Below are 21936 nucleotides of genomic sequence, written 5' to 3'. Positions count from 1 at the left end.
TGATGCAAAATTTTTTATTTCCAATTTTATCTGTTGGTTTAGGGTTTTTAATTGTCTTATTATTTAAGCCAAAACAAAATCGTAATTTAAAATTACTTCTAGCTTTTAGTGGATCGTTTTTATTATCTACAACCGTTTTTCATTTTTTACCAGAAGTTTACAATAGTCATGGTAAACCTGTAGGTTTATTTATAATGATTGGTATTTTACTACAAATCATTTTAGAGTTTTTCTCTAAAGGTGCAGAGCATGGACATGTACATATTGATAAATCTCGTGTAGATTTTCCGTGGTTATTATTTATAAGTTTAAGTATCCATAGTGTTTTAGAAGGTATCCCTATTGAAGCGCATGAGCATTTAATATATGGTATAATTATCCATAAACTTCCTGTTGCTATAATTTTATCGACCTTTTTTTTAGCTTCAGATATAAGCAAAGTTAAATGCTTTATTTTTTTAATTCTTTTTGCTTTAATGACTCCATTAGGTGTCTTTTTATCTATGCAATTTGAGTTTTTTGCAAACTATTATTATGAGGTTTCTGCTTTAGTTATTGGTATATTTTTACATATTAGTACTACTATTTTATTTGAAAGTAGTGAAGGTCATAAATTTAATTTAGCTAAATTAAGTACCATTATTTTAGGTATTGTTTTAGCATATCTTCTTTAATTTTATCCAATTATTATTTATAATTAAAAGTTAATAAAACATGTTTAGTAAAGAAGAATCAAGACAACTAAAAGAGCTTTTCTGGACCAGCTTTGGTAAATCTTTTCCAAGAAAATGGTTGCTATACAATACAAAGCTTAAAGGGTTTAGTTTTAAGTTTCATTTTGATAATAAAACTGCATTAGTAGCTTTAGATGTTGAGGATGATTTAGAACATCGTATTAAATACTGGGAAAAATTAGTTGCTTTAAAAGCTATTTTATTAGACGACTATCTTCCTGAAGCCATTTATAACGAAGAATATATTTTGGACAATGGTAAAGAAATATCACGTATTTATGTGCCTTTAGAGCAAAAAGTATCTATCCATAATAAAAACTCTTGGCAAGATGTTATGGTGTTTTTTAATACACACATGTCTTTATTTGAAGCCTTTTTTGATGAATACAAAGAGGTTATTGAAGGTTAATTAATATAAATTATATTAAAATAACGATCCCTTCTCTGTCAGGAATTTTTAATTGTTACGACTTACATCCAATAAAGCTTTTAAAAGCGTTTTAGATTATAAAATATTAAACTATATTTTAATAGTTAAGCAACCCCTTTGGGGTTAATTTCATGTTTTATTTTCTTCATTTTTAGCTTTAAACAAAGCCTAAATATTAAGGTTAAATAAAGTTAAAATAAGATTAAATTTAGGCTTTTCAGTACATCTGTAGCCTTTTCCTTATTATATTTGAGAAGCTATGGATGACATTTTAAACCAATATTTAACAACTAGACAATACACTAATACACTTTGCAAACCTTTACAAACCGAGGATTTTACGCCTCAATCTGCAGCTTTTGCCAGTCCACCTAAATGGCACATTGCGCATACTACTTGGTTTTTTGAAGAAATGATTTTAAAAACCTACTCTCCAAATTATCAAATCTTTGATAATGAGTATTCATATCTTTTTAACAGCTATTATAATACAATTGGAAAACGTATTGAAAGACACAACAGAGGTCTAATTACAAGACCAAATATTGATATTGTTTTTAAATATCGTGATTATGTAGACCAACACATGACCCAACTTTTAAAAACTACTGAGAATGAAACTGTAAAATCATTAACCGTTTTAGGAGTTAATCATGAGCAACAACATCAAGAATTACTACTTACAGATTTAAAATACACGTTTTCGTTAAACCCTATTTGTCCAAAATATACAGATCTTAATTTTGTAGAAGATACCAACACAGATACTGGTTGGTTAGATGTAACCGAAGGCGTTTACAATATTGGACATGATACTGATGGATTTTGTTTTGATAACGAACTTGGTATGTATAAAACATATATTCATCCCTTTAGCATCAATAAAGCATTAGTAACCAATCAAGAATTTATTGAATTTATTGAAGCAGATGGTTATAAAACTGCTAACTATTGGTTAGATGAAGGTTGGCATTGGATAAACAGTAATAAAATAACCCAACCATTATATTGGATAAAAATAAAAAACACTTGGCATCATTACACTTTATCAGGCTTAAAACCTGTTAATCCTGATGCAATATTATCTCATATTTCTTATTTTGAAGCTGCAGCTTTTGCTTTTTATAAAGGCATGAGATTACCTACTGAATTTGAATGGGAAGTCGCTTCCAAACATTTAAATTGGGGAAAACGTTGGGAATGGACCAACTCTGCTTACCTACCCTATCCAAATTTTGAAATTGCTAAAGGTGCTGTTGGAGAATATAACGGTAAATTTATGAGTAATCAAATGGTACTTCGTGGTGCCTCAGTAGCAACTTCTAAAAACCATAGTAGACACACGTACCGTAATTTTTTTCAATCTCACACACAGTGGCAATTCGCTGGAATTAGACTAGCCAAATAATATGAATAACACATTTTTAAACGACGTCGATAAAGGCCTAAGTAATACTCCTAAATATTTATTATCTAAATATTTTTATGATAAAATTGGTGACGCACTTTTTGTTGATATCATGAATATGCCTGAGTATTATTTAACCAGAGCAGAATTTGATATTTTTAAAAATCAAACACAAAATCTAATTGAAACTTTAAAACTTAGAAAAGACACTTTTTTTGAATTGATAGAACTTGGTGCTGGTGATGGCACCAAAACCAAACAACTTTTAAAAGCTTTAGATACCGCTAATTATAATTTTAATTATGTACCAATAGATATTTCTCAAAATGCATTAGACCAATTAAAATCAAGTATAAACAGTGAATTACCAAATATAAATACAACACCTAAACAAGGAGATTATTTTAATGTACTATCATCTTTAAAACAGTCTAATCATCCAAAAGTTATATTATTTTTAGGATCAAACATAGGTAATTTAAACGATATTTTAGCCCAAGATTTTCTGACAAAATTAGCAGATAGTTTACAAGCTAATGACAAATTATGTATAGGTTTAGATCTTATAAAGTCTGAAAAAATAGTTTTACCAGCTTATAATGATAGTCAAGGAATTACCAGACGTTTTAATTTAAATTTATTAGAAAGAATTAATAAAGAGTTTGATGCCAATTTTGATATTGACACGTTTAAACATCAACCAGAATATACCGAAGATGAAGGTATTGCTAGAAGTTATTTAGTGAGTACAAAATCACAAACCGTAACAATTAAAGCTTTAAATAAATCTTTCCATTTTATGGAAGGCGAGCGTATCCACACTGAAACTTCAAGAAAATACAATGACGCTATCTTAAATGGTTTTTTAAAAAAAACATCATTAAAAGTCATTGATAAGTTAATGGATAGCAACCAATATTTTGCAGATTATATTTTAAATAAAGATGAGTAATTCACAACCAAATATTGCCATTTTAGGACTTGGTACCAGAAGCACCTTATTTTACCTTGAGCAACTAAACAATAAGTTTCATGCTATAAAAGGAGAATATCACACCTTCCCTTCTATTACTTATTCGGTTGATTTTAATACCATAAACCCATATTTACCAAATCAATTTGACGTATTAAAACCAGTTGTCGCCAAACATCTTAATCGTTTAACTCAATTTAACATTTCTTCATGCATCATACCCAATATCACTTTGCATGAAACCGTTGATCAGTTGCACACACCTGTTTCAATTATACATCCAATTACTTTGTGTATCAGACACCTCAAATCACATAACATTAACAAGGTAACTTTATTTGGTTCTTTATACACCATGACGTCAAGTTATATTTCTGACTTATTTAAAAAAGAAAACATCTCTATTTCTTTTCCTAATAAACAAGATCAAATTTCAATTGACAATTGTCGTAAACAGATTTATAATTATTCTGAAACTGACGCAGACCAATCAAACTATTCTTATTTAATTTCTAAATACAATAAGGAGAGTTGTGTTGTTGTTGCATGTACAGAACTATCTATTTGGAGTCCCAAATATGATTCTAAAATAGTTATAGACATGGCCTTACTTCAAATAGAAAAAGCCCTCAAAAATTATATTTAAAGGTGTTAAAGTCTTTATAAACCAAACCTAATCATCGTTTATGTTTTGTACTTTAAGAACACTAATCTTAAAGCAAAACATATAATGAATACTCCAGATTTTTCAAAACTAAAAGCTGTGTACATAAATTGTACACTAAAACAATCTCCAAGACAAAGTCATACTCAAGGATTGATTGATGTTTCTAAAAACATCATGAAAAACGAAGGCGTCACTGTTGATGATATTAGATTTATAGATCATGATGTCGCATTTGGTGTACAACCAGATATGACTAAAGAAGGTGTTGCTAAAGATGAATGGCCAATACTATTTGAGCGCATTTTTGAAGCAGATATTATTATTGTTGGTACACCCATTTGGTTAGGCGAAAAATCTTCAGTTTGTCAAAAGCTAATCGAAAGGTTATATAGTATGAGCGGTAAAACTAATGATAAGGGCCAATATTTATTTTATGGAAAAGTTGGTGGTTGTATTATTACAGGAAACGAAGATGGTGTAAAGCATTGTGCTATGGGTATTTTATATGCGTTACAACATGTAGGCTATTCTATTCCGCCTCAAGCTGATGCTGGTTGGATAGGAGAAGTTGGTCCTGGACCAAGTTATTTAGATGAAGTTAGTGATGCAAAAAACAACGATTTCACTAACCGAAATACGACCTTCATGACTTATAATTTATTACATTTAGCTAATATGCTTAAGCAAAACAAAGGATATTCTGCTTACGGAAACTCTAGAGAAGGTTGGGACGATGGTACAAGATGGAGCTTTGATAATCCAGAATACAGATAACAATTTAAACAAACAACAATGAAAATTTTAATTATTGGTGGTAACGGAACTATTGGAAAAACAGTAGTGTCTCATTTTAAAACTTCGCATGACATCATTATTGCAGGTAGAACCAACGCAGATGTAACTGTAAATATTGAAGACAGTAAGTCCATACAATCTATGTTTGAAAAAACAGGTCCTTTGGATGCTATAATTTGTATTGCTGGCGAAGCTAAATGGGATAATTTTAATGCTTTGACTGAAGATGATTACTACATCGGAATTAAAAGTAAACTAATGGGTCAAGTCAATCTTGTAAGAATTGGGCAACACTTTTTAAACAACAAAGGATCTATAACTTTATCTACAGGAATACTTGCAGATGATCCTGTTATAAAAACAACTAGTGCTGCAATGGTAAATGGAGCGATACATAGTTTTGTGCAAGCAGTTGCTTTAGAAATAGAAAATAATATTAGAGTTAATGTAGTATCTTCTGGAATGGTTGAAGCTGCTTATGACAAGTATAAAGATTATTTTCCTGGACATAATCCTATCCCAATGACCAAAGTAGTTAATGGTTATGCAAGAAGTGTTTTAGGTAAAGGAAACGGAGAAATTATAAGAATTTACGATTAATTATACCACATACAATAGGACCATAAAAAAATGACAAATGGCTCCACCAAGTACAAATAAATGCCATATAACGTGATTGTATGGTATTTTTTCTATAGCATAAAATACAATCCCAACGGTATACAGTAAACCTCCTGTCATTAATAATACAATACCATTTGGATCCATTATATTAGATAAATTTCTAAAATCAAATACAATTAACCAACCCATTACTAAATATAGTAATGTAGAAAACGTATTAAAACGTCCTGTAAAAAACAGTTTTAAAACAACTCCAAAAGTAGCAATACCCCAAACAGTAAAAAACAATGTCCACCCCAAACTTTGCTCTAAAGTAATTAGTAAAACTGGCGTGTATGTTCCAGCTATCAAAAGGTAGATGCTAACATGATCTACAATTCTAAAGTAATGTTTCTTTTTCTCGTCAGTAATTATATGATATAATGTGGACGCAGTAAACAGTATAATTATAGACAATCCATAAACAATAACACTAAATAAACTAAACTCTGTTTTTTTTGTTTCAAAAACAATAAGTAACACCAAAGCTACAATACCAAAAACTGCTCCTATACCATGGGTTAAGGCATTTAATTTTTCTTCAAACGGAGTTTGTTTTCTCATGATTCTAGTATATAGTTCCCCATTTATTGGTTAAATTAAAATATTCAAAATTTAAAGGCGATTTTACTAATTTTAAATGTCCATCTTGCCAAGCTCTAATTAAAATATTTTCAATTAAATAATCCTCTTCTACTTCCATAGGGTTATACTCTCGTTTTAAAGAGATATTAAACATGTAAGCTGTACTGTTATACCAAAAAGCACGCCAACCACTGCGTAATGTTTTTATCAAGTTAAAGGCTGTTTCACCTGTTTGGCGATGTATCAATTTGACTAAAATTTGACCTTCGGTTTTGGTTAATTTTTTTAGTTCTTCAGAAAATTGCTCTTCAATATATTTTTGTACTTTTTTTGCATATTTCTTTTTATGTCTTTTTTTGCTAATAGTTGCTAATTTGGTATTTAAAGCTCTAAGTCTATCAGCAGCTAATTTAGCATAAGGATATACTTTAAGGGTTTTTCGTCTTAAAATTAAATACCGTCTTCTACCCTCTTTATTTTTAAATCGCAATTTATCTAACAAAACAATTTCGTCTAAATAAATAGATTTTTGCACAATTGAGTCTCCCGCAATTATCACATATTCAACGTCCGTGGTGTCTTGTACAGTTTCGTTTGTTTCTTGAGAAAACAACATAAAAGGAACACTAAAAAAAAGAATATATATATATTTCATAATCCAAAAACTACTAAAATCATTCCAAAGCTAAAAACTTTATCTTGTAAAATTAAGAATTAACACATTGCTAACTACTATATAACTCCTATTATTGTTATTTTAGACAAAAAAAATATATTAAATGGCAACAAAAAGCATATTAAACAAAAAGTCAATGGACTTTTTAGAAACATATTTAAATAATGCAGCTCCTACTGGTTATGAATGGGATGGTCAAAACATATGGATGGATTACTTAAAACCTTATGTTGACGAGTTTTTTACAGATACATACGGTACAGCTGTTGGTGTTATTAACCCAAATGCTAAATATAAGGTAGTAATTGAAGGTCATGCAGATGAAATTTCATGGTATGTTAACTATATTTCTGACAACGGATTAATTTATGTCATCCGTAATGGTGGAAGTGATCACCAAATTGCTCCTAGTAAAATTGTAAATATCCATACTAAAAACGGAATTGTAAAAGGTGTTTTTGGATGGCCAGCAATACACACACGTAACAAATCTAAAGAAGAAGCGCCTAAACCAAACAATATATTTATTGACTGTGGTTGTAAGACCAAAGAAGAAGTTGAAGCACTTGGTGTACATGTTGGTTGTGTGATAACGTATCCAGACGAGTTTCATATTTTAAACGAAAACAACTTTGTTTGTCGTGCTTTAGATAATCGTATGGGTGGATTTATGATTGCTGAAGTAGCACGTTTATTAAAAGAAAACAAAAAAGAATTACCTTTTGGATTATACATAGTAAACTCGGTTCAAGAAGAAATTGGATTACGTGGTGCACAAATGATAACAGAAACTATTAAACCTAATGTCGCTATAGTTACTGATGTAACACATGATACGACTACACCAATGATAGATCAAAAAGTACAAGGTCATGTAGAGAATGGTAAAGGTCCTGTTGTTGCTTATGCTCCTGCTGTGCAACAAAAATTAAGAGATTTAATTACAGATACTGCAGATGAAAAAAACATTCCGTTTCAACGTGCTGCATGCTCTCGTGCAACTGGTACAGATACAGATGCTTTTGCTTACAGTAACGGTGGAGTTGCTTCGGCTTTAATCTCATTACCTTTACGTTACATGCATACCACTGTAGAAACGGTACATAAAGATGATGTTGAAAATGTGATTAAATTAATTTATGAAACATTACTTAAAATAGAAGATGGCGAAACTTTTTCATACTTTAAAAAGTAAAGGCATCATTAAAAAGCATTAAAACAAACATAAAAGCCTCGATTTTGAGGCTTTTTTAATAGTAGTAAATATGGCTTTAAAACATCAAAAACATTTATTTGATTTACCAGAACACGTAACATATTTAAATATCGCTTCTCAATCTCCTGCTTTTAATAGTATACATCAAGCTGGATTAGAAGGGTTAATGCAAAAAAGAAAACCTTACCTGATAACAGGGTCTGATTATTTTGAACCTGTAAAAACACTAAAATCGTTATTCGCTAATTTAATTAAAGCTTCAGATTATAATCGTATTGCGTTAATACCATCTGCCTCTTATGGGATTGCTACAGTAACTAACAATATTGTTTTAAAGCCAACAGATGAAATTTTAATTATAGACCAACAATTTCCTAGTAATTATTATTCCTGGAAAAAATTAGCCGATAAATATCAAGCCAAAATTAGAGTTATTAAAGCTCCAAACCAATCTAATGACATTGGTAAACAATGGAATTTAGACATAATTAATGCCATAAACAGTAATACTGCTGTGGTAACCATGGGACACATACACTGGTCTAATGGCACCTTGTTTGACTTAAAATCTATACAACAAAAAATTAAACAACATAATAGTTTATTTATTATAGATGGAAGTCAAAGTATTGGAGCTCTGCCGTTTTCGGTAAAAGAATTACAACCTGATGCTTTAATATGTGCTGGTTATAAATGGCTATTTGGACCTTATGGTTGTGGATATGCCTATTTTGGAAAAGCGTTTGACAACGGAAACCCAATTGAAGAAAATTGGATAAATAGGTTAGATAGTCATGATTTTTCTGAATTAACTAACTATAAACAACAATATAGACCTTTGGCTAATAGGTATTGTGCTGGTGAAAGTGCTGCCTTTTTAAACGTCAAAATGCAAATTGCAGCTTTACAACAGATATTAGACTGGACTCCTGAAGCTATTCAAGAGTATTGTAAAAACATTTCCCTTGAAGCTGTACAACAATTAAAAGCATTAGGCTTTACTATTGAAAATAATGAGTATCGATCACACCATCTTTTTGGAATAAAACTTCCTAAAAATCTTGACATAAATACCGTTAAAAACGCTTTAGCGAAACAAAACATTTATGTTTCGTACAGAGGCAATTATATTAGATTATCTTGTCATGTATATAATACTGCTAAAGATTTTAAAACTTTAATCTCTACTTTTTCTACTTTAATTAATCACAACTAAATGGACGAGCTAATAGATATTGTTGACAACAATGGTAAACCAACTGGTCAAACAGCATTAAAATCCATTATTCACACTAAAGGATATTTACATAATACTGCACACATTTGGCTGTATACAACAAATGGTCAAATATTGTTAGCGCAACGTGCAGCCTCAAAAATAATTTATCCTTTACTTTGGGATGTTTCCGTTGCTGGACATATTGATGCTGGAGAAACTGTTTTAAATGGTGCTATTAGAGAAATTAAAGAGGAAATTGGGTTGCAAATTGAAACATCTAAACTAGAAAAAATTGGAGTTTTTGAATGTTTTCAATCTTATCTAAACGGAATTAATGATAACGAGTTTCATAATACTTTTATAACACCATTAGAAGTTGATATTACTAATTTAAAAACACAACCAGAAGAAGTCGAAGCTTTAAAACTAGTTACAATATCAGAATTTAAATCCTTATTAAAAAACAGTAAAAACAATGGTCATTTTGTAGCCACAAATACGGAATATTACCTTAAAGTCATCCAAGCTATCTCTAATAAATTACCTTAACTCAGTTTTATGCAATTAATAATAATGGCTTTAGCGCCAATTTTTGTCATCATATTTTATATTTATTTAAAAGATAAATATGAAAAAGAACCCAAAAGACTGCTATTTGCTTCCTTTTTACTAGGAGCAATAGTCAGTATTATAATAACAACACTACTCTACTCTGTTTTTAATATTTTGGTGCCTTTACAAGATAAATTAAGTATTTGGGAGCAGTTTAAACAAGCCTTTTTTGTAGTAGGTTTTTCAGAAGAATTAAGTAAATTTTTAATCGTTCTTCTATATGCACAACGTCATAAAGAATTTAACGAACCCTTTGACGGAATTATCTATGCGGTAATGGTATCGATGGGTTTTGCAGCTACCGAAAACCTAATGTATGTATTACAAAGCGGTCCTGCTACTGCTCTAGCTAGAGCATTTACAGCTGTACCTGCTCATGCTACTTTTGGGATTTTAATGGGTTATTTTATGGGAAAAGCCAAGTTTGCGCCCAATAAATTATATTTAAATCTAGTCGGTTTATGCTTTGCAATACTATTTCATGGTGCTTATGACTTTTTTCTATTTATAGACTTTGTTCCTGGTATTTGGGTTGGTGCTTTTATATCCTTGGGTATTGGAATATTCTTATCTAAAAAAGCTATAAAATATCATCAAAACAACTCTGTCTTTAAAACAGAATAAATGATAAAACTATTTTACTAAAACGTTATAGTTGTTTATCTTTATACCTTTAAACATCATCTTTTAATGAATCAAAAATTTAACACAAAAGTTAATGATTCGCTTCAATTTACTATTGATTCAGAATCTGCTAAAAACCTTGATGTAATTGAAACTAAACCTCAATTATTTCATCTTTTAGAACAAAGTAAACCATCTAATATACAAATTATAGACAGTAATTTTAATACTAAAACCTATACTATTAAAGTCAATAACAACAGTTATACTGTCAAGATTGAAGACGATTTAGATGCCTTAATCAAATCTTTAGGGTTTGAAGTTGGTGCTTCAAAAATGGTTAATGACATTAAAGCACCAATGCCAGGATTAATTTTGGATATAATGGTTAAAGCTGGAGATCAAGTTACTGTAGATACACCTTTACTTATTTTAGAAGCTATGAAAATGGAAAACAGTATTGTATCTCCCAGAGATGGAGTTATAAAGTCTGTTTCTGGTACAAAAGGAAACACTGTTGATAAAGGTGAATTGTTAATTGAATTTGAATAACATGAAAAAGATACTAGTCGCTAATAGAGGCGAAATTGCAATAAGAGTCATGAGTACAGCCAAAAAAATGGGTATAAAAACTGTAGCTGTTTACTCGACTGCAGACAGACATGCTCCTCACGTTACTTTTGCTGATGAAGCTGTTTTAATTGGAGAGGCACCTTCTAATCAATCCTATTTATTAGGTGATAAAATTATTGAAGTCGCTAAAAACTTAAATGTAGATGGTATACATCCTGGTTATGGTTTTTTAAGTGAAAATGCAGATTTCGCAGAACTTTGCGAAAAAAACAACATCCAATTTATAGGTCCTAAATCTCATGCCATAAAAGTTATGGGAAGCAAGTTAGCAGCAAAAGAAGCTGTAAAAGCCTATGATATACCTATGGTTCCTGGAACAGACCAAGCCATAACAGATATTCCTGAAGCAAAAAAAATAGCTAAAACCATAGGGTTTCCTATTCTTATAAAAGCGTCTGCTGGAGGTGGTGGAAAAGGAATGCGTGTTGTTGAAAAAGAATCAGAGTTTGAATCTCAAATGAATCGTGCAATTAGTGAAGCTGTTAATGCTTTTGGTGATGGTTCGGTTTTTATTGAAAAATACGTTGGATCTCCTCGTCATATCGAAATTCAGGTTATGGCAGATACACATGGTAATGTTATTCATCTTTTTGAACGCGAATGTAGTATTCAACGTCGTCATCAAAAAGTTGTAGAAGAAGCGCCAAGTGTTGTTTTAACCCCTGAATTAAGAGAAGAAATGGGACAAGCTGCTATAAAAGTTGCTAAAGCTTGTGATTATGTTGGTGCAGGTACGGTCGAGTTTTTATTAGACGAAAATAAAAACTTCTATTTTTTAGAAATGAATACAAGACTACAAGTTGAGCATCCTGTGTCAGAAATTATTGCTAGTGTTGACTTAGTAGAATTGCAAATAAAAGTAGCTCGTGGTGAGGCATTAAATATCAAACAAGAAGATTTAAAAATTAATGGACACGCTTTAGAGTTACGTGTGTATGCAGAAGACCCTTTAAACGACTTTTTACCAAGTGTTGGTCATTTAGATGTTTATAAACTTCCTGTTGGTAAAGGCATAAGGGTAGACAATGGTTTTAAGCAAGGTATGGATGTCCCTATCTATTATGATCCAATGTTGGCTAAATTAATTACCTACGGAAAAACTCGTGAAGAAGCCATACAACTTATGATTAAAGCTATTGCAGATTATCAAGTTGAAGGGATTAAAACCACTTTACCTTTTGGTACATTTGTTTGTAATCATGAGGCTTTTAAATCTGGAAATTTTGATACTCATTTTGTTAAAAAACATTACTCACCTGAAGCTTTACATGAAGCCTCAGAAGCAGAAGCTAAAATTGCTGCAATGATAGCTGTTAAACAATATTTAGAAGATCAAAAACAACTTAGACTACCTAACTACTAATCTTAACTATTTAATGATAGTAAAAGATTAATAATGTTAATGTTTATTAATTGAAACCTTATGGAATCCAAAATAAAAACTTTAAACGAAAAACTAGAACTATCCAAATTAGGAGGAGGACAAGCTAGAATAGATAAACAACACCAAAAGAAAAAATTAACAGCAAGAGAGCGTGTCACCTATTTAATGGATGAAGGGTCTTTTGAAGAGATTGGTGCTTTAGTAACACACAGAACCGTAGACTTTGGTATGCAAGATCAAAAATTTTATGGTGATGGTGTAATTACTGGTTATGGTACTATTAATGGACGTTTAGTCTATGTTTTTGCACAAGACTTTACCGTTTTTGGTGGTGCATTATCAGAAACACATGCCGAAAAAATCTGTAAAATAATGGACTTGTCTTTAAAAGTTGGCGCTCCATTAATTGGATTAAATGACTCTGGTGGAGCACGTATCCAAGAAGGTGTAAGATCTTTAGGTGGTTATGCAGATATTTTTCATCGTAATGTAAAAGCATCAGGAGTAATTCCTCAAATTTCAGCAATTATGGGTCCATGTGCTGGAGGTGCTGTTTACAGTCCTGCAATGACAGATTTCACTATGATGGTGGAAAATACCAGTTACATGTTTGTAACTGGTCCAAACGTAGTAAAAACAGTAACTAATGAAGCTGTAACAAGCGAAGAATTAGGAGGTGCAAGTACACACTCGACTAAATCTGGAGTTGCTCATGTCACTTCATCTAATGATATAGATTGTCTTGAAGATGTTAAGCGTCTTTTAAGTTACTTACCACAAAGCAACCTTGAAAAACCAAAAGATTTACCTTACACTTTAGGCGAAGAAGTTAGAGATGAACTAAAATCAATCATACCTGACAATGCTAATAAACCATACGACATGCATAATGTTATAAAAGGTTTAATAGATGAGGATAGCTTTTTTGAAATACATAAAGACTTTGCCGAAAATATTATTGTAGGATTTGCAAGAATTGGTGGTAAAAGTGTTGGTATAGTTGCTAACCAACCTTTGTTTTTAGCAGGAGTTTTAGATGTTAACAGCTCACGTAAAGCAGCACGTTTTACACGTTTTTGTGACGCCTTTAATATTCCCCTTTTAGTATTAGTTGATGTCCCTGGTTTTTTACCTGGAACAGATCAAGAATGGAACGGAATTATTGTCCATGGTGCAAAATTATTATATGCATTAAGTGAAGCTACTGTCCCAAAAGTTACCGTTATTACACGTAAAGCTTATGGTGGAGCTTATGATGTCATGAACTCTAAACACATTGGAGCAGATCTTAATTATGCTTGGCCAAGTGCTGAAATTGCGGTAATGGGAGCTAAAGGTGCTAGTGAAATTATTTTTAGAAAAGAAATACAAGCAGCCGATAATCCTGAGGATAAATTACTAGAAAAAGAAGCTGAATATGCAGACTTGTTTGCTAACCCTTATAAAGCTGCAGAACGTGGTTTTATAGATGAAGTTATCCTGCCTGAAAATACGAGACGTAAATTAATTAAAGCGTTTACAATGCTTGAACATAAAGAAGAAGTATTACCAAACCGAAAGCATGGTAATATTCCATTATAAAAGCAAAAAAACATAAAAAAAGAGCCTTAAAAAAGGCTCTTTTTTTTGTTTAAACATTTAATAAACACTTTAATTTAACATCTATTTTACAAGTATAAAACTAATCAAAACTTAAATTTACACTATTTTTGCAGAATGCAAGAAAACCAAACTGTAAGATTAGAATTTATTGCTTTAATGGCTTCATTAATGTCCATTGTAGCTTTAGCAATAGACGCTATTTTACCAGCTATGACACATATTGGCGTATCAATAAACAGTTTAGATACTAATAACAACCAATTGTTAATCACAATGATTTTTTTAGGTTTAGGTTTTGGGCAATTATTATTTGGTCCTTTATCAGATAGTTTTGGACGCAAACCTATTGTATACATTGGATTTTTAGTGTTTGCTATAGGTAGCATCATTTGCGTATTATCTGGTAGCTTAGCAATTATGGTTTTAGGACGTATACTTCAAGGTATTGGTTTAGCTGCTCCACGTACCATTGCTATTGCTGTAATTAGAGACATGTATAAAGGAGATTACATGGCTAAAATCATGTCTTTTGTAACCACATTTTTCATATTAGTTCCTGTTATTGCTCCTGTAATGGGTAAATTTATTTTAAACCATTACCATTGGTCAGGTATCTTTTATGTACAATTAATAATGGCTATACTTGTCAGTATTTGGTTTTGGAAAAGACAACCAGAAACCCTTAAACCTGAATATAAAATTAAATTTAGTAAACATGTTTTTATTGATGGTATAAAAGAACTTATTAAGCACAAAGAAACTATTGCTTTTACAATTATATCTGGATTTATTTCTGGAGCTTTTATAGTATATTTAAGTGCTTCACAAGTTATTTTTGAAAACCAATATGGCTTGATTGAAGAGTTTCCATATATTTTTGCTGGTTTAGCTGCTGGTGTTGGTTTATCTACTTTTTTAAACGGAAGCTTTGTAATGCGACTAGGAATGTGGCGTTTATCTTACATTGCTATTATTACCTTTAGTCTAAATGCATTTCTTTATGTTCTGTTATTTTGGAATGCAACTAGCAATCCTTCTTTAGTAGTTATTTTATTTTTTATGGCTATTCAGTTTTTTACTATTGGCTTTATTTTTGGAAATTTAAGAGCCATAGCGATGGAACCTATTGGTCATATAGCAGGTATTGGAGCTGCACTTACAGGTTTTATATCCACAATAATGGCTGTACCAATTGCTAATTACATTGGTAGTTTTGTTCATAAAACAGCATTACCTTTATTTATAGGTTTTACTGTTTTTGGGACACTCTCTTTTTTGATTTTTACTTATGTAAAAATGACTAAAAAGAAAAAAATATTAGCGTAATGGACTAAAAATCAATATTTGTCAAAATATCAACTACTGAAGATATAATATACTCCACACCTATTGCTATAACTATAAAACCAATAATTCTTGATAAAGCATTAATACCAGAAGCACCTAAAAACTTAACTATAAAATGTGCACTTTTTAAAATAATATAAATTGCAACTGCTGCTAATAATATTGATCCAACAATAGTTAAAATTTGGCTGGTTAAAACAAATTCTTGATTATAGGTTATTAATAAAGATATAGTACCTGGTCCTGCTAACATTGGTATTGCCAAAGGTGTCAAACTAATACCTTCTCTAGAATGAATATCGTCTTGTACTTTTTGACGCTTCATACCTTTATGTTCTCTAAACTTACCAGTTAACAAAGCAAAACCTGAAGACGTAATAATCATACCTCCTGCAATTTTCAAAGCATTTAAACTAATACCAAAAAAAGATAAAATGTATTTACCTGCAAAAAACGATAACATCAAAATAACAAGCACATCTATGGCTGTCCAAAATGCTGTTAAAGCGCGTTCTTTTTTAGTGTGCTCTTGTGTTAATGCAACAAAAACAGGAACGGTTCCTAAGGGATTCATAATCGAAAATAATGCGCCAAAAGCGACTAAAAATAACTCCATTGTTTTTTTTGCAAATTCCGTGAATTTTAAACATTACAAAGTTGCCTAATGGTTATTTATACTTTACCGAAAAGTTAAATAGAAACCATAACTATTTATTAAGAAATTTATAAAAATGAAGTCATTTCAATTTCATTTCAATAATTTAGTGCTATGAAACAAACCAATGCCCAATTAATACTACACTTTTTAAAAAGCTTTCCTCCTTTTGATGCTTTAACAGACGAGCAATTACAGACTATTGCTCAAGAAGTTAAAGTATTATATTTAGAAAAAGATAATTTTATTTTTAAACAAAATGAACCTTTACACGATTATTTTTACGTGGTTAAGGATGGTGCAATTGGCGTGTTTAGACAATCAGATTTGGTTGACAAATGTGATACTGGAGATGTTTTTGGACTACGAGCATTAATCCGTAAAGATCAATACTTGTTAGATGCTAAAGCTATTGAAGATAGTATTTTGTATAGTATTCCTTCTAAATTATTAGAAGACATTATAATAAATAATCCTAAAGCGAATCAGTTTTTAATAGCCAGTTTTGCAACCAATACTCGTAACCCTTATAGTGATGAGGATAAAGGTACTTTATTTGCAAATATTGGAATATTAAAACCTGAAACTTCAAATTTTACCGAAATCCAATCGGCTAAATACTCTACAAATCCTTCAGTTTGCGAACCTGGCACAAGTATTAAAGAAGCTGCCATTATCATGAGTCAAAATAAAGTAGGATCTATAGTTATTACAGATAATAAAAAGCCTATAGGAATTATTACAGATAAAGACTTAAGACATAAAGTAGCAACAGGTATTCATGCTATTACAGAGCCTGTAGAGACTATTATGTATGCTCCTGTTTTTACTTTTCCAAAAAACATCTCTGTTGCAGAAGCACAAATAGGTTTATTAAAAAACGATTTAACTTACTTATGTATTACTAAAGATGGTACACCAAACTCAGAATTAATTGGTATACTATCTCAGCAAGATATTATTGTAGTTAATGGTAATAATCCTTCGGTTTTAATAAAGGATATCAAACGTGCTAATTCTGCCGAAAGTTTAAAATACATTCGTGCTAAAGCTCAAGATTTATTAAAAGGATATTTAAAACAAAGTATACCAATTGGTTTTATTTCTAAAATAATAACTGCAATAAATGAAGCTATTACTAAACGAATTATTGATTTGTCTATTGCCGAATTTAATCAAGAACCACCAGTTTCTTTTGCTTGGTTAGCTATTGGTAGTCAAGGTAGAAAAGAGCAATTGTTATATACAGATCAAGATAATGCTTTAGTCTATGAAGACTCTACCGAGGACATCAAAACCAAAACTTATTTTTTAAAATTAGCCGAAGCTGTAAACCAAAAACTAGCTATTGTTGGTTTTAAGTTATGTCCTGCAAACATGATGGCTAGCAACCCAAAATGGTGTTTAACCGTTTCTGATTGGCAAGCACAATTTAGCAATTGGATTACCCATGCGGACCAGGATAAAATGGCATTATTTAATATCTTTTTTGATTATAATTATGTTTATGGAAATCAGAATTTAGTAAGCAGCATGTCTGATTACGTGTTTGAAACCCTAGAAACAAATCCGATATTTTTAACTTATATGGGTCGTAATGCCATAAAAAAACCTGCACCTTTAAGCTTTTTTAAAACGTTTTTGGTTGAAATTTCTGGAGAACATAAAAACCAATTCGATATTAAATCTAGAGCCATAATGCCTCTTGTAGATGCAGCTAGAGTGTTACTTTTATCACATCACGTAAAGGATATTAATAGTACTATTGCAAGGTTTAAAAAACTATCTGAACTAGAACCTCAGCATAAAGCTTTATACAATTCTTGTATTAATGCCTTTAGAATTTTATTGCGTTTTAGGACCAAACAAGGGTTAAAACACAACGATTCTGGACAGTTTGTTGATGTCAAAAACCTAAGTAAAAACAATAAACTTAAACTTAAGGGTTGTTTTAAACCTATTAAAGATATTCAAGAATTGTTGCATGGTAGGTATAAATTATCTCAGTTGCCATAGGTTATAAATATCGCTTTCGCGGAAAACACTTTACGTGCTTACAATAAGGTTTACTTTAAATTGAAAATCTAACTTAAAACAAAAAACACAACCCTAAAGTTGTGTTTTTGTTTTTGCATTAAGGATGGAAGTGGCATCCTTTTTTATTTTTCTTAAAAAAGATATAACGGACAGCCTGACGTTTTGCCTTAATAAAAAAGGCAAAAGGGAATGCCCTAATACTTATTAACTACCATTTAATCTAAACGATAATAACCACATTTTAAATAGGCACCTTCAGGAAAACCTATTGGATGATCTGTATCATGCTGTGTGGTTTTTATGGTTTTAAAAGCCCTTTGACTAGCGTTTAATGTTGTTGTATTAATGTCATAAAATACTTGTGCTGTTACACGACTAGAACAGCTTGCTAAAACTAATAATCCGTTTTTGGCTGTTAACTGCTCTCCTAATTGTGCCAGTTGAGCGTATTTTTTTTTGGCTAAGTCAATTTCGGTTTGTTGTTTAGCAAAACTTGGTGGATCTATAACAACCACGTCATAAACAACGCCTTTTTTGACTAACTGTTTTAAGGCTTTAAAAGCATCATCAGCAATGGTGTGATGTTTTCCTGTATAATTGTTTAACTTTCCGTTTTGTTTAGCTATTTCTAGGGCTTGTGCACTAATATCTAAACTTGTTACTTCTGTAGCTTGATTGGCTAATGCATGTACCGAAAATCCACCTGCATAACTAAATACATCTAAAACGGTTTTACCTTTACTGTACAAACCTACTTGCCTACGGTTATCTCTATGATCTAGAAAATAACCTGTTTTATGCCCTTTTATTACGTTAGCCGAGAAGTTTACACCATGCTCAATAAACTGTACAACTTCATTTTTAAGTGTACCATAAACGACTGCTCCATCTTCTAATTGATGGGTTTTAGAGTTTTGTAATCCTCTACTTAAACGCATAACTACGGTTTTGCATTTAGAGACTTCTATTAAACTTTCTAAAATGGTGTGAATGTAGGGTAACCAAATTTCGGAATATAGTTTTACAACTAACACGTCTGCGTAGACGTCTGCTATTAAAGATGGAAATCCGTCATTTTCACCAAATAATAGTCTATAACTATTTGTATTAGTTTGTAGTAATGGTAGCCTCTTGGAATAGGCTGTTTGTATTTTTTGCTTAAAAAACACAGCATCAATTACCACTGATGCTGTGCTATTATAAATCATTTTTATTTGTATTGGCGAGTTTGCATCATACAAACCTATACCAATCATTGCGTTTTTTCGTTTACCAAAAATGATGGCTAAGTCACCTGTTTTAGCGTCTTTATTTATCTTAACAATACTATCCGAAAATACCCAAGGATGACCTTGGTGTACATATTGCTCGCCATTTGCTGTTAGTTTTACTGCTAAGCGTTTTGGCTTTAAATTGGATGGTATTGCGTTTGATAAATTCATGTCACAAAATTATGTATTTTTTTAAGATTGCTTTACATGTTTTACCAACATTAAACTATACTGCTGTTTTTTTAATTTTAATAATTTTAAGCTTGTCTAAAACCACCATTATTAAATACGTAAAATCTATTTCAAACCAACGTACTCCAAAATTAGCGCGTCCACTGTGTGAATGATGGTTATTATGATACCCTTCTCCCATCATTAAAATATCTATTGGTAAAAGGTTTTTTGAGGTATCACTAACTTTAAAATTACGGTATCCATAAATATGAGCAAACCAATTAATAATAACACCATGTATCGGAGCCATTAAAAAGGCTACTGGCAACAATAACCATTGCCACCAAGCGGTTGCAAATACAATAAAAAATATGGTGTAGGCTGTTCCCCAAGTTAAACGCGATACTCTAGAGCTTGCAAACTTGTCAAAACTTTTCCATTGTGGAACGTTTTTAGTAAACTTGTCCGCTACTGCAATACGCTTTTTGTTAATGTCTTGGTATATGTTTTTTGTTCTCCACATCATAGAAAACACATTAGAATCGTATTTAGGTGAGTGTGGATCTTTATCTGTATCTGCGTAAGCATGATGCATTCTGTGCATTACACCATAACCATAAGCACTTAAGTAATTACTACCCTGAAATACCCATGTTAAAACAAAACACACACGTTCTGTTACTTTTGACATTGTAAACGTTTGGTGTGCTGCGTAACGATGTAAAAAAAAGGTTTGAAAAAATAATCCTGTATACCACAGAATAATTATAAATATTAAAATTGTCATAGTCTTTGCTTTAATTTTACAAAGGTCTATATACTTAAAGTCAATTAAAATGAACCTAGGTTAAGAAATACGTTTTCTAATCCTGCTTAATGCTTGTGCAGTAACACCAATATAAGAAGCAACGTATTTTAATGGAATCTCTTTTATTAAATTTGGTCGCTCTGTAAATAGTTTAAGGTAACGCTCTTCTGCAGTGTGATTTAGTAACGATTGTTCGCGTTTTGATTTTATTAAAAATAATCGTTCTGAAGACAAGCGTCCTATAACATTACCAGCAAAACTCTTTGCGTAAACCTCTTGTAAGTCTGAGTAAGAAATGCTCCACATAGAAATATCTGACAAAGCTTGTAGTCTATATAATGAAGGTTTTCTGGTCAAAAAAGAATCATATGCACTTACAAATTCGTTTTTAAAACAGAAGCCAAACGTAATGTCCTTATCCTTATCTTCTTTAGGAATTAAAAACCTAGCAATACCACTTTCTATAAAAGATATATAGTTTTCTGTTTCACCTACATCAAGAATTATGCTCTTTTTTTTAAACACTCTATTCTTTAATTTAGATGAAAAAAGTTGCCAATCCTCGTCAGATATCACAACCGTTTTTTCTATATAATCTCTAATATTTTTCATGTGTAAAGCTTATTGCAAAGAACGTTATTTAAATTAACAGTGATTACAATTATCTAATAATACTCTATTTTTTATTTTAATAAAAATCTAATTACTTATTATAATAAACTACTTTTAAATCTTTAATCAATAAACAAATAAAATGAAGATACTAGCTATTGGTAAAAACTATATTAAAGACAAGTCAGAACTTGAAGCAATTGACAAAGGGTTTCAGATGATTTTTTCTAAACCTGAATCTAGTTTATTAACTAATAATAAAGATTTAGTTTATCCTGAATTTACTTCAAAATTGGTTTATGAAGCTGAATTAGTTATTAAAATAGGAAAAACTGGTAAACACATAAACATTACAGATGCTTCTGACTATATATCAGATATTGCTATTGGTATTGATTATACTGCCAAAGATGTATTAAACCAAGTACGTGAAGGTAAAGGTCCTTGGGAGTTAGCTAAAGGGTTTGATGGAGCTGCACCTATATCTGGTTTCTTACCTGTCTCTAATTTTAAAGATTTAAACGACATAAACTTTAGCTTAACTATTAACAATGAAGAAAAACAGGTAGGAAATACCGATTTTATGATTTACAATTTTGCTGAAATCATTGCGTTTACATCCCAATTTATGACTTTAAATCCTGGAGATTTAATCTTTACAGGTACTCCTGCTTTTGGTACTGGTGAAAGTGTTAAAGGTGACCATTTACAGGCTTATATTGAAGGAGAATTATTGTTAGATTTTAAAGTAATCTAATTTACATAACATATTTAAAACAAAACAGGCAACCCTAAAAGGTTGCCTGTTTTG

Annotated in this window: 23 protein-coding genes; 17 read left to right on the top strand and 6 right to left on the bottom strand. The window is 30.9% G+C overall.

Annotated features, from left to right (window positions below; genetic code table 11):
* Positions 1 to 2: 2 nt before the first annotated feature.
* From JAO71_RS02950 to JAO71_RS02920, 7 genes are all read left to right on the top strand, one after another.
* Positions 3 to 674 carry a ZIP family metal transporter gene (locus JAO71_RS02950; RefSeq protein ID WP_202998724.1) on the top strand — a complete coding sequence of 224 codons (672 nt, stop codon included), beginning with the start codon at positions 3 to 5 and terminating at the stop codon, positions 672 to 674.
* 40 nt (positions 675 to 714) lie between these two features.
* On the top strand, positions 715 to 1143 hold the full coding sequence (locus JAO71_RS02945) for a DUF4268 domain-containing protein (RefSeq protein WP_028606256.1): 429 nt from the start codon (positions 715 to 717) through the stop codon (positions 1141 to 1143).
* A 280-nt stretch (positions 1144 to 1423) separates the two neighbouring features.
* On the top strand, positions 1424 to 2572 hold the full coding sequence (egtB, locus tag JAO71_RS02940) for an ergothioneine biosynthesis protein EgtB (protein ID WP_202998723.1): 1149 nt from the start codon (positions 1424 to 1426) through the stop codon (positions 2570 to 2572).
* A gap of 1 nt (position 2573) precedes the next feature.
* Positions 2574 to 3524 carry an L-histidine N(alpha)-methyltransferase gene (locus tag JAO71_RS02935; RefSeq protein ID WP_202998721.1) on the top strand — a complete coding sequence of 317 codons (951 nt, stop codon included), beginning with the start codon at positions 2574 to 2576 and terminating at the stop codon, positions 3522 to 3524.
* Complete coding sequence (locus JAO71_RS02930; RefSeq protein ID WP_202998719.1) at positions 3517 to 4191, top strand: aspartate/glutamate racemase family protein; 675 nt, start codon at positions 3517 to 3519, stop codon at positions 4189 to 4191. The genes JAO71_RS02935 and JAO71_RS02930 overlap by 8 nt, the downstream gene beginning before the upstream one ends.
* A gap of 84 nt (positions 4192 to 4275) precedes the next feature.
* Positions 4276 to 4986 carry a flavodoxin family protein gene (locus tag JAO71_RS02925; RefSeq protein WP_116822931.1) on the top strand — a complete coding sequence of 237 codons (711 nt, stop codon included), beginning with the start codon at positions 4276 to 4278 and terminating at the stop codon, positions 4984 to 4986.
* Positions 4987 to 5004: 18 nt separating this feature from the next.
* Complete coding sequence (locus tag JAO71_RS02920) at positions 5005 to 5607, top strand: short chain dehydrogenase (protein ID WP_202998710.1); 603 nt, start codon at positions 5005 to 5007, stop codon at positions 5605 to 5607.
* Here JAO71_RS02920 and trhA read toward each other — a convergent pair whose 3' ends face one another.
* Positions 5608 to 6234: a PAQR family membrane homeostasis protein TrhA gene (gene trhA / locus JAO71_RS02915; protein WP_202998708.1), complete on the bottom strand. Its 627-nt coding sequence runs from the start codon at positions 6232 to 6234 to the stop codon at positions 5608 to 5610. It lies immediately after the preceding gene.
* A gap of 4 nt (positions 6235 to 6238) precedes the next feature.
* Entirely contained in the window at positions 6239 to 6910 is a 672-nt protein-coding gene (locus tag JAO71_RS02910) for a DUF4294 domain-containing protein (RefSeq protein WP_028290952.1), read from the bottom strand.
* Between the two features lie 124 nt (positions 6911 to 7034).
* Here JAO71_RS02910 and JAO71_RS02905 point away from each other — a divergent pair, with 124 nt between their 5' ends.
* The 8 genes from JAO71_RS02905 (at position 7035) to JAO71_RS02870 (ending at position 15547) form a co-directional block, all read left to right on the top strand.
* Positions 7035 to 8126, top strand: coding sequence for a M42 family metallopeptidase (locus tag JAO71_RS02905; RefSeq protein WP_054851210.1), 1092 nt, complete (start codon positions 7035 to 7037; stop codon positions 8124 to 8126).
* Positions 8127 to 8196: 70 nt separating this feature from the next.
* On the top strand, positions 8197 to 9363 hold the full coding sequence (locus JAO71_RS02900) for an aminotransferase class V-fold PLP-dependent enzyme (protein WP_202998699.1): 1167 nt from the start codon (positions 8197 to 8199) through the stop codon (positions 9361 to 9363).
* Positions 9364 to 9915, top strand: a complete 552-nt coding sequence (locus JAO71_RS02895; RefSeq protein ID WP_202998697.1) for an NUDIX hydrolase — start codon at positions 9364 to 9366, stop codon at positions 9913 to 9915.
* 9 nt (positions 9916 to 9924) lie between these two features.
* Positions 9925 to 10602 carry a PrsW family intramembrane metalloprotease gene (locus JAO71_RS02890; protein WP_202998695.1) on the top strand — a complete coding sequence of 226 codons (678 nt, stop codon included), beginning with the start codon at positions 9925 to 9927 and terminating at the stop codon, positions 10600 to 10602.
* A 66-nt stretch (positions 10603 to 10668) separates the two neighbouring features.
* Positions 10669 to 11154 (top strand): acetyl-CoA carboxylase biotin carboxyl carrier protein subunit, encoded by a 486-nt coding sequence (locus JAO71_RS02885; RefSeq protein WP_202998693.1) that lies wholly within the window; start codon positions 10669 to 10671, stop codon positions 11152 to 11154.
* 1 nt (position 11155) lies between these two features.
* Complete coding sequence (accC, locus tag JAO71_RS02880; RefSeq protein ID WP_028290958.1) at positions 11156 to 12598, top strand: acetyl-CoA carboxylase biotin carboxylase subunit; 1443 nt, start codon at positions 11156 to 11158, stop codon at positions 12596 to 12598.
* Positions 12599 to 12658: 60 nt separating this feature from the next.
* The gene (locus JAO71_RS02875; RefSeq protein WP_202998691.1) at positions 12659 to 14200 is read left to right on the top strand and encodes an acyl-CoA carboxylase subunit beta; all 1542 of its coding nucleotides are present in this window, start codon (positions 12659 to 12661) and stop codon (positions 14198 to 14200) included.
* A gap of 135 nt (positions 14201 to 14335) precedes the next feature.
* Positions 14336 to 15547, top strand: a complete 1212-nt coding sequence (locus tag JAO71_RS02870) for a multidrug effflux MFS transporter (RefSeq protein ID WP_116822939.1) — start codon at positions 14336 to 14338, stop codon at positions 15545 to 15547.
* 4 nt (positions 15548 to 15551) lie between these two features.
* Here the strand turns inward: JAO71_RS02870 and JAO71_RS02865 are convergent, their stop codons facing one another.
* A complete protein-coding gene (locus JAO71_RS02865) occupies positions 15552 to 16184 on the bottom strand; it encodes a MarC family NAAT transporter (protein ID WP_116822940.1) in 633 nt (210 codons plus the stop codon).
* Positions 16185 to 16337: 153 nt separating this feature from the next.
* Between JAO71_RS02865 and JAO71_RS02860 the strand changes: the two genes are divergently transcribed.
* Entirely contained in the window at positions 16338 to 18239 is a 1902-nt protein-coding gene (locus tag JAO71_RS02860; RefSeq protein ID WP_116822941.1) for a DUF294 nucleotidyltransferase-like domain-containing protein, read from the top strand.
* Positions 18240 to 18475: 236 nt separating this feature from the next.
* Here JAO71_RS02860 and JAO71_RS02855 read toward each other — a convergent pair whose 3' ends face one another.
* Genes JAO71_RS02855 through JAO71_RS02845 form a run of 3 tightly spaced genes read right to left on the bottom strand, consistent with a single transcriptional unit; the run spans position 18476 to position 21125 of the window.
* Positions 18476 to 19702: a class I SAM-dependent rRNA methyltransferase gene (locus tag JAO71_RS02855; protein ID WP_028606273.1), complete on the bottom strand. Its 1227-nt coding sequence runs from the start codon at positions 19700 to 19702 to the stop codon at positions 18476 to 18478.
* Between the two features lie 55 nt (positions 19703 to 19757).
* Positions 19758 to 20492, bottom strand: coding sequence for an acyl-CoA desaturase (locus JAO71_RS02850; RefSeq protein ID WP_028290964.1), 735 nt, complete (start codon positions 20490 to 20492; stop codon positions 19758 to 19760).
* Positions 20493 to 20552: 60 nt separating this feature from the next.
* Entirely contained in the window at positions 20553 to 21125 is a 573-nt protein-coding gene (locus JAO71_RS02845) for a Crp/Fnr family transcriptional regulator (protein WP_054851218.1), read from the bottom strand.
* A 142-nt stretch (positions 21126 to 21267) separates the two neighbouring features.
* Between JAO71_RS02845 and JAO71_RS02840 the strand changes: the two genes are divergently transcribed.
* Positions 21268 to 21882: a fumarylacetoacetate hydrolase family protein gene (locus JAO71_RS02840; protein WP_202998689.1), complete on the top strand. Its 615-nt coding sequence runs from the start codon at positions 21268 to 21270 to the stop codon at positions 21880 to 21882.
* Positions 21883 to 21936: the final 54 nt, after the last annotated feature.

The sequence above is a fragment of the Olleya sediminilitoris genome (assembly GCF_016785945.1).
In the GTDB taxonomy this organism is placed as follows: domain Bacteria; phylum Bacteroidota; class Bacteroidia; order Flavobacteriales; family Flavobacteriaceae; genus Olleya; species Olleya sediminilitoris.
The sequence above is the reverse complement of the archived record's forward strand: the minus strand, read 5'-3'. Positions and strand labels throughout refer to the sequence as shown.

Bases quoted from the DNA above. Each gene is read 5' to 3' on its own strand.
- JAO71_RS02950 (WP_202998724.1), top strand. From the start codon at position 3: ATGCAAAATTTTTTATTTCCAATTTTATCTGTTGGTTTAGGGTTTTTA.
- JAO71_RS02945 (WP_028606256.1), top strand. From the start codon at position 715: ATGTTTAGTAAAGAAGAATCAAGACAACTAAAAGAGCTTTTCTGGACC.
- egtB (WP_202998723.1), top strand. From the start codon at position 1,424: ATGGATGACATTTTAAACCAATATTTAACAACTAGACAATACACTAAT.
- JAO71_RS02935 (WP_202998721.1), top strand. From the start codon at position 2,574: ATGAATAACACATTTTTAAACGACGTCGATAAAGGCCTAAGTAATACT.
- JAO71_RS02930 (WP_202998719.1), top strand. From the start codon at position 3,517: ATGAGTAATTCACAACCAAATATTGCCATTTTAGGACTTGGTACCAGA.
- JAO71_RS02925 (WP_116822931.1), top strand. From the start codon at position 4,276: ATGAATACTCCAGATTTTTCAAAACTAAAAGCTGTGTACATAAATTGT.
- JAO71_RS02920 (WP_202998710.1), top strand. From the start codon at position 5,005: ATGAAAATTTTAATTATTGGTGGTAACGGAACTATTGGAAAAACAGTA.
- trhA (WP_202998708.1), bottom strand. From the start codon at position 6,234: ATGAGAAAACAAACTCCGTTTGAAGAAAAATTAAATGCCTTAACCCAT.
- JAO71_RS02910 (WP_028290952.1), bottom strand. From the start codon at position 6,910: ATGAAATATATATATATTCTTTTTTTTAGTGTTCCTTTTATGTTGTTT.
- JAO71_RS02905 (WP_054851210.1), top strand. From the start codon at position 7,035: ATGGCAACAAAAAGCATATTAAACAAAAAGTCAATGGACTTTTTAGAA.
- JAO71_RS02900 (WP_202998699.1), top strand. From the start codon at position 8,197: ATGGCTTTAAAACATCAAAAACATTTATTTGATTTACCAGAACACGTA.
- JAO71_RS02895 (WP_202998697.1), top strand. From the start codon at position 9,364: ATGGACGAGCTAATAGATATTGTTGACAACAATGGTAAACCAACTGGT.
- JAO71_RS02890 (WP_202998695.1), top strand. From the start codon at position 9,925: ATGCAATTAATAATAATGGCTTTAGCGCCAATTTTTGTCATCATATTT.
- JAO71_RS02885 (WP_202998693.1), top strand. From the start codon at position 10,669: ATGAATCAAAAATTTAACACAAAAGTTAATGATTCGCTTCAATTTACT.
- accC (WP_028290958.1), top strand. From the start codon at position 11,156: ATGAAAAAGATACTAGTCGCTAATAGAGGCGAAATTGCAATAAGAGTC.
- JAO71_RS02875 (WP_202998691.1), top strand. From the start codon at position 12,659: ATGGAATCCAAAATAAAAACTTTAAACGAAAAACTAGAACTATCCAAA.
- JAO71_RS02870 (WP_116822939.1), top strand. From the start codon at position 14,336: ATGCAAGAAAACCAAACTGTAAGATTAGAATTTATTGCTTTAATGGCT.
- JAO71_RS02865 (WP_116822940.1), bottom strand. From the start codon at position 16,184: ATGGAGTTATTTTTAGTCGCTTTTGGCGCATTATTTTCGATTATGAAT.
- JAO71_RS02860 (WP_116822941.1), top strand. From the start codon at position 16,338: ATGAAACAAACCAATGCCCAATTAATACTACACTTTTTAAAAAGCTTT.
- JAO71_RS02855 (WP_028606273.1), bottom strand. From the start codon at position 19,702: ATGAATTTATCAAACGCAATACCATCCAATTTAAAGCCAAAACGCTTA.
- JAO71_RS02850 (WP_028290964.1), bottom strand. From the start codon at position 20,492: ATGACAATTTTAATATTTATAATTATTCTGTGGTATACAGGATTATTT.
- JAO71_RS02845 (WP_054851218.1), bottom strand. From the start codon at position 21,125: ATGAAAAATATTAGAGATTATATAGAAAAAACGGTTGTGATATCTGAC.
- JAO71_RS02840 (WP_202998689.1), top strand. From the start codon at position 21,268: ATGAAGATACTAGCTATTGGTAAAAACTATATTAAAGACAAGTCAGAA.